Origin of the sequence: Paenisporosarcina sp. TG20, assembly GCF_000286315.1 — a bacterium.
Lineage (GTDB): Bacteria > Bacillota > Bacilli > Bacillales_A > Planococcaceae > Paenisporosarcina.
On the sequence record NZ_ALJG01000184.1, the window covers coordinates 1 to 7,980 of the forward strand.

8 protein-coding genes are annotated in these 7,980 nt (G+C 37.0%); 2 read left to right on the forward strand and 6 right to left on the reverse strand.

Features of this window, described 5'->3' with window-relative positions; genetic code table 11:
• Window positions 1–259: 259 nt before the first annotated feature.
• From B371_RS0103010 to B371_RS0103040, 6 genes are all read right to left on the reverse strand, one after another.
• Window positions 260–625: a DUF779 domain-containing protein gene (locus B371_RS0103010; RefSeq protein WP_019412838.1), complete on the reverse strand. Its 366-nt coding sequence runs from the start codon at window positions 623–625 to the stop codon at window positions 260–262.
• Window positions 626–643: 18 nt separating this feature from the next.
• Entirely contained in the window at window positions 644–2,164 is a 1,521-nt protein-coding gene (gene adh / locus B371_RS0103015; protein ID WP_019412839.1) for an aldehyde dehydrogenase, read from the reverse strand.
• A gap of 449 nt (window positions 2,165–2,613) precedes the next feature.
• On the reverse strand, window positions 2,614–4,260 hold the full coding sequence (locus B371_RS0103025) for a b(o/a)3-type cytochrome-c oxidase subunit 1 (RefSeq protein ID WP_019412840.1): 1,647 nt from the start codon (window positions 4,258–4,260) through the stop codon (window positions 2,614–2,616).
• Window position 4,261: 1 nt separating this feature from the next.
• Window positions 4,262–4,729, reverse strand: coding sequence for a cytochrome c oxidase subunit II (locus B371_RS0103030; protein ID WP_019412841.1), 468 nt, complete (start codon window positions 4,727–4,729; stop codon window positions 4,262–4,264).
• Window positions 4,730–4,745: 16 nt separating this feature from the next.
• Window positions 4,746–4,868 (reverse strand): hypothetical protein, encoded by a 123-nt coding sequence (locus B371_RS0103035; protein WP_019412842.1) that lies wholly within the window; start codon window positions 4,866–4,868, stop codon window positions 4,746–4,748.
• 710 nt (window positions 4,869–5,578) lie between these two features.
• Entirely contained in the window at window positions 5,579–6,265 is a 687-nt protein-coding gene (locus tag B371_RS0103040; protein WP_026022955.1) for a Crp/Fnr family transcriptional regulator, read from the reverse strand.
• Window positions 6,266–6,426: 161 nt separating this feature from the next.
• Here B371_RS0103040 and rluF point away from each other — a divergent pair, with 161 nt between their 5' ends.
• Together rluF and B371_RS0103050 are read left to right on the forward strand one after the other, a co-directional pair.
• A complete protein-coding gene (rluF, locus tag B371_RS0103045) occupies window positions 6,427–7,131 on the forward strand; it encodes a 23S rRNA pseudouridine(2604) synthase RluF (protein ID WP_019412844.1) in 705 nt (234 codons plus the stop codon).
• Window positions 7,132–7,166: 35 nt separating this feature from the next.
• The gene (locus B371_RS0103050; RefSeq protein ID WP_019412845.1) at window positions 7,167–7,883 is read left to right on the forward strand and encodes a hypothetical protein; all 717 of its coding nucleotides are present in this window, start codon (window positions 7,167–7,169) and stop codon (window positions 7,881–7,883) included.
• Window positions 7,884–7,980: the final 97 nt, after the last annotated feature.

Here is a 7,980-nt window from a genome sequence, read left to right on the forward strand (position 1 = left end):
GGCGTTCTTAGCCTTTGTTCCGTTGTGCGCGACTGCGGGGTCTTGTCTGTCTCGCTTATCCCGCTGGAGTCGTCACCTTTCACTACAATCATTCTCCTTGTTATAAATCAACAGTGGTAACAATATGTATTAAAAGAAAATAAGTTTTAGAATATTAGTCTCCATATACTAAAAACACTATGAAAACTTAGTTATTGGCATATTAAAAAAGCCGTCACTTCACGAGTTCTCACTCGCAAAATGACGGCTTTCATCATGACTAATTTGAATTTGATTGAAGTTCTTTATTTTCTTCATCTGTAAACGCTCGAGACCTTGATAAGAATCGTTTACCTTCCACTCCTTCTAATGAAAACATGCCGCCTCGACCGACTACCACATCAATGATTAATTGTGTATGCTTCCAGTAGTCATATTGGCTTTTGTGCATGTAGAAAGGACTGTCACCGATTGAACCGAGTAGCACGTCTTGATCGCCAACTATTAAATCACCATCTGGGTAACACATAGGTGCTGAACCATCACAGCAACCGCCAGATTGGTGGAACATCAATGGCCCATGCTTGGCTTTTAACAACTCAATCAGTTCAAGCGTAGCGTCCGTAGCAATAACTCGTTCAATCATTCGTTATTCTCCTTTCGATCAAAAGAACCCTAATTTATCTTCACTATAGCTGACAAGTAAGTTCTTCGTTTGTTGGTAATGATTTAACATCATTAAGTGATTTTCTCGACCAACACCAGACATTTTGTATCCACCGAACGCGGCATGTGCTGGATATGCGTGGTAACAGTTTGTCCACACACGTCCTGCTTGAATTGCACGACCGAAACGGTATGCTGTATTCATGTTACGAGACCATACACCTGCACCAAGCCCATATAATGTATCGTTGGCGATTTCTAGTGCTTCTTCATGCGTTTTGAATGTCGTTACAGATACCACTGGACCAAAAATTTCCTCTTGGAAAATACGCATTTTATTATGTCCTTTGAAGACAGTTGGTTTTACATAGTATCCTTCAGACAAATCACCTTCTAAATAATTACGCTCTCCACCTATTAAACAATCTGCTCCTTCTTGTCTACCAATATCTAAGTAAGACAAGATTTTTTCTAATTGCTCATTCGAAGCTTGAGCACCCATCATTGTGTTGGGGTCAAGTGGGTTCCCAATTTTAATTGCTTCCACTCGAGCTAACACTTTTTCCATAAACTTGTCGTATATGGATTCTTGTATCAACGCACGGGAAGGGCATGTACATACTTCCCCTTGGTTCAAAGCAAATAATACAAATCCTTCTACTGCTTTATCTAAGAACGCATCATCATGGTCCATTACATCTTCAAAGAAAATGTTTGGTGACTTGCCCCCCAGTTCTAGCGTAACAGGAATTAGGTTTTGAGATGCATACTGCATAATCAATCGACCCGTCGTTGTTTCTCCAGTAAATGCAACTTTTCCAATGCGTGGATTTGAGGCAAGAGGCTTCCCTGCTTCTAAACCAAATCCATTCACGATGTTTAACACGCCTGGAGGTAGTAAATCTCCTACTAATTCTGCGAATACTAGAATACTAGCAGGTGTTTGCTCTGCAGGTTTTAATACGACACAGTTTCCTGCAGCAAGTGCTGGTGCAAGTTTCCACACGGCCATTAACAATGGGAAGTTCCATGGAATAATTTGAGCTACAACGCCAATTGGCTCGTGGAAGTGATAAGCTACCGTATCGTTATCAATCTGGCTTAAAGATCCTTCTTGTGCACGAATTGCACCTGCAAAGTAACGGAAGTGATCGATGGCAAGTGGTAAGTCGGCATTTAATGTTTCACGAACCGCTTTTCCGTTATCCCATGTTTCTGCAACAGCTAACATTTCTAAATTTTCTTCCATGCGGTCAGCGATTTTATTTAAGATATTAGCACGTTCAGCTACAGCTGTTTTTCCCCAAGCATCTTTTGCTGCATGTGCTGCATCCAGAGCTAGTTCAACATCTTCTGAAGTTGAGCGCGCAATTTGAGTGAAATTTTTACCAGTAACAGGTGATACGTTATCAAAATATTCACCTTTCACTGGAGCCGTCCACTCACCGTTAATATAGTTTTCGTATTTTTCTTTAAACGTTACAATTGAACCTTCTGTGTTTGGAAATGCATATGTCATTTTCATATTCCTCCCTTGTCCTAGTAATTCCTATTGTATGCGCTTTCATTTATAAAAATGATAGAATGCGAGATTTAGGAATTCCTTTATTTTAATTTTGTCAGACTTCATAGAAAATTACAATATATTTGTTTGTTAGTTTAGTTTTATATAATAGTTCCTTGCTTAGATTGGATAAACTTATATTTTTTAGTTATCTCTGAAATGATCTACACTCTATTTTAAGAATTAACAACTCAAAGAAACTCTAGACGTTAGGGCTTAGTACTAAATAATATGTATACGAAAAATCAATTACTTTATTAAATTGTAAAAAAGGCCTGTAGAATCATTCTCTCTACAGGCCTTTTATCTTAATCTTCTAATGTATTAATTTCAACTAACATTGCAGTAACTAAAGTGATGACAACAACCATCGATAACAACATTAAGACCATTTTACACAACTCCTACCAAGTTTTATATCCTTCTGAACCAGGATTATCTAGCATACCGCCCAATGGGATCGCGTAGGCAATAATGATTAGTGCGAATGCAATACCAATCCAAATCCACCAATTCTCAAGAAATTTCGGTGTATGTTCAGTATCGCTTTCAGCCATTGGAAACTCGACGAAGTCTTCTTCGCGTATCGCTTTTGGTGAAAGGAACATCGACATGACGACAATGTAAATTAAAATCATCGCAGATAAGAATAAAATACTTCCTCCAACCGCCATTGTTACGTGATTGGTTATGAGTCCTTCAAACCATCCTTGTGCTGCTGGGTGATCGTTATATCCCGAATATGCGGTGCGTCTTGGTGCGCCTAATAGACCTAAGATATGCTGTGATGTCGACATTAATAACATGCCAATAGTCCACGTAAAGATTTGAATAAATCCAAGTTTTTGCATTGATTTCGAAAACTTACGTCCTGTTAAATATGGTATTAACCAAAATGTTAGTCCCATAAACGTCATGGCAACGGGTGTTCCAACAGTAATGTGAAAATGTCCGACAATCCATAACGTATTGTGTACAATTTCATTTAGTTGGAAACTTGCATTTATTATCCCACCTGCTCCACCTGGTATGAAGAATGCCATTGCAATAAATATTGATGTAAATCTGACATCTTTCCAAGGGAGTTTCTTAAACCATCCAAAAAGTCCTTTTGCGCCTTTTTGGCGACCTGAAATTTCAAAAGTAGCGAACATTGAGAATGCAGTTAATAACGATGGAATGATTACCATGAAAGTCAAGACAACTTGCAAGAACTTCCAAAATTCCGAAATTCCTGGTTCTGTTAATTGATGGTGAAATCCAACCGGGATAGAAAAGAGAATAAATAATACAAATGCTAGACGAGCTAACGAGTCACTAAACACTTTTGTCCCGAGTAATTTCGGAACGATTACATACCAAGCCATGTACGCTGGTAATAGCCAGAAATATACTAGAGGATGTCCGAAATACCAAAACAATGAACGGCTTAATTCAACATTAATCGTATCCACCCAACCGAATGCCCATGGAATGAATTGGAATACTACCGTTGCAACAACTCCTAAACATGATATAAGCCACATGACAATAGTCGTTATTGTCATAAAGGCAAATAGTGGACTAAATTGTCCTTTGTTTCTTCTACGCCAAACAATATAATGACCCACTAATGCGAAACTACTAATCCATGTCCCTACTACAAATAATGCTAGCCCAACGTAAAACCATCCACTTGCTTTCAGTGGTGCATAGAATGTATATAAAACCGACGCTTTACCTGAGACAATCATTACTGTGGCTAATACAGTTCCTATTGTTGTCACTGCAAAACCTATCCAGGAGCAAAGACGAACTTTCGGCCCAAAACTACCGAGACTTTTACTCATGCCAGTAATAAAGAATCCGAAAATAAAATAAGTCGTAAAAATAAGTGCAAGCAACACACCGTGTGCTGTTAAAATTTGATAGTAATCTAACCAACTCGGTAACTTGAGGGCATCATTTCGAATAAAAACTTGGAGTAAACCAGTTAATGTCCCAATCAAAAATGCGATGTATGCTACTGCGATGTTCCATAAAGCTAACTTCCGATCTTGTGCAGCAATCATGTCAATACACCTCAATTTCTGTATACATCATGTGGTGGCCCGCTCCGCAATATTCATTACAAAGAATCAAATACTTTCCAGGTTTGTCGAAAGTGTATGATTTTGTTGTAATATGACCAGGTACGACCATCATATTGACTTTTGTATCAACGATGGTAAAACTGTGAACGACATCCGTACTCGTTACTTTAAAAATGATTTCTTTTCCAACTGGGACTTTAAGGTCTGGAGCAGTATAGCCAAAAGCTAATGCCACAATCGCGACTTGATATGTATCCTCATCGAGTTGAGTAACCCCTGGTTTATCAAAAGGGGCAGTTTCATTTACCTTTTTTGGATCAATCGTTTCCATTCCGCCCGACGGTCCATGGTTATGAGCAAATGCACTTACTCCGACAATACTTAAAAAAACTATAAGTGATGCAACACCGAATACAAGCCAAATTTTTTCATATTTATGAAGATGCATACTAATCTACTCCTTTTTATCTTGCTACGTACATTGAATAAACAATTACCCACATGGCGATGATAATGACCCCAACACTTAAAACACTAATTAATGTTCCTTTTAGATTTATGTCTTTTGAATGTCTTGGTTCGCTCAATTCTACTCACCTCTTATGTTTGTTCATCTTATATTAAGCGTAAACGATTCCCGCTTTACACATTGTGATAAATGTCACACCTATACTTCTTTATATCGGATTGTCAAACTATTGACTTATTCTAAAAAGTAATAGAGCTGTTTGTAATACACTACGCTGAGAGTTTCAGGATCACTTTGAATTATCAATCCGCTTCAACCATAAGAATGAAGATATAGACTAAGTGAAGTTGACAAGGGGGAAGTCATTCTATGTTTCCGTCCACTCATTCTATGTTTCCATTTTATGAATATGAAAAAACCTTTAATCCGAATTTTGTTAAAGTGAGTCCCAAACTTAGCGTAAATTAAGATTTTAAGGCTGGGTAATTTCATTAGACAACCTAACGCAAGAAGGGGTTATCGACATACTGTCTACTACCTATGGAGAAGATACAATGTTCTTCAAGTTAATGAATTACAGCATGGAAACTCTTCACATTAATCTGATGATTACGTGAGTCCCAACATAGAAATTTCGTTTTAGTATATTAGTCTCCATATACTAAAAACACCATGAACACGGGGGTCATGGCGTTTCATAAATATTCTTGCTTATTTTTTAAAACCCCTCGAACTGTTTTGTTCGAGGGGCTAATTAGTATTATTATCGCTTCACTTCTGTAACAGATTATCTCAGAAAAAGTCATCCTAGTTTCGGCAACCACTTCATTAATCTATTCTGCAAAATGCGATTGGACAATTCTCGCAATTAATTCCATCTTTTAAGTATTGGATGTCGTGGATAAATAACTTTCCTTTTACCATTGAGACCTTATTTTGTTTTTTCAAGTCACTTAACATTCTGTTAACCACTTCCCGCGTCATACCGCAAAAATTGGCTAGCTCTTGATTGGTTAGTATCAAATCAATTAGAATTCCACTTTCTTCTTTTACACCATAACTATTGGTTAAGCGAATTAAAGTAGAGTATAAAGCCCCCTTTTTACCATGGAGCAGAAGGTCTCGGAATTTCATTTGTGTTTTCTGATGATTCATACCCATCCACTTCATAAATTCAACAGCAAGTTCAGAATTATGACTAAGTGTTTCTTCAAGATCTTCTATTTTAAACTTCAAACACACCATGTCTTCAATGACCTTTGCATCTAGCATATACCTAGGGTCTACTGAAAAAAGGGTGATTTCGCCGACTATTTGTGTTGGACCACATATTCTTAACGTCAATTCACGACCCTCAGGTGTAATCTTTCCAATTTGAACTTTTCCAGAACGAATTAAGTATGTTCCTTTTATGGGGTCACCTTCTCGAAACAAGAAGGTATCTTTCTTATATTCTCTTATCTCGTGCTTTATGGAAGTTAACTCTTTTGGGAATCCAACTATTTCTTCATTCAAATAGAGCACGCCTTTCCTCATCTGAACTAATCCGATTTTTTCTTAATGTTACCATATTTTTTATTACTTATGTGATGTAGCTTGATTTTTAGCTCTCTTACGTTTATTATATTCGTCCAAATACGTTATAATAAAGCTACTAACTAAAGCGGGTGAATTATATGCGTATTAATAAATTCTTAAGTGAAGCCGGTATTGTTTCGAGACGCGGTGCTGATAAATGGATTGAGGATGGTCGTATTACCATAAACGGTAAACAGGCAGAACTAGGTAGCAAAGTGGAACCTGGGGATGTTGTCCATGCAGACGGTAAAGCAGTAAAACATGAAGAACCTTATGTATATATTGCCCTTAATAAACCAGTTGGCATTACAAGTACAACTGAACGCCATATTAACGGAAATATTGTGGATTTTGTTAATCATCCTCTTCGTATTTTTCATATTGGTCGATTAGATAAAGACTCTTATGGTCTTATTTTATTAACAAATGATGGGGATATTGTTAATGAAATTTTGCGTGCTGAAAATGAACATGAAAAGGAATACATCGTTAAAGTGGAACAACCCGTTACCCAGGCTTTCATTAAAGAAATGTCTGAAGGTGTTGAGATTTTAGATACAAAAACATTGCCATGTAAAGTAGAACAACTTTCTTCTCATACGTTCAAAATCACATTAACCCAGGGGTTAAATCGCCAAATACGTCGTATGTGTGCAGCACTTGGTTACGATATAATCAGCTTACAACGAGTCAGAATCATGAATATCTCTATAAACAATTTATCAATAGGTCAGTGGCGTGACTTAACAAAAAAAGAATTAGACGAGTTATTTGAGATGCTTAACTATACGCCAAAAAGGTAATAGAAGAAGGATAAAGAGATTGGAGGTACGACTTCATGTTATCGGTAACACATACAGAAAATTTTACAGGTGCACGAATTAGTGGAGACTTTTGGGATTTAGACGAAGTCAATCAAGCGATTTATATAGTTGTTGGTGATGAAAATAAGTATTATAACTGGGAAGGATCCCGTAAACGTATTTTAGGCATTTCATATGAAATTCGACATGCTTCTTTAGCAGACCGTCATGTTGACTTTGTCGGGAATGGCTTATCCAAAGAATCAATTAAACAACATCAAAACGTTACTTCTCAAAAAAATATCTACTACTCTTTTGACTACTTATGGCCAGAGCTCATATTTACTGTTATCGCCTTAAATGATTTTATTCGTCTATATAGCAAAGATCATCTTTTTCCGAGTCTTGATGTACACGTCACAACAATACGTAAGTTTCAATCGGTAGTTGGTGAGGCATTGCATTCGGTTATGACAACAGAAGAATATGATCGTTTCATGAGTGTATTGAGTGGTAACGAAACGAATGTACAAGAGTATGCCATTCAGTTTGTTGACCTACTTAACCTAAACTACATTAACTTAACAAAGGAACAGCGTGAGAAAAGCTTAGGGATGATTGCACTAAAACTTGCAGTTCAAGATAAAGACTATCAAGAGGTACGTGATCAAATAATTAAATCTGCCAATACAACTAAAAGCGATATTCATAAAATGTTGATGACCAAGGAATATCCGGAAATTAAGTGGTAATAATAGTCGGTTAAGATAATGAGAGATTAAGAAAAACCTGGTAAGTACGCCCGGTTCTTTAAGAGAGTCACAGAATCAACTTTGGTTTCCGGTATGA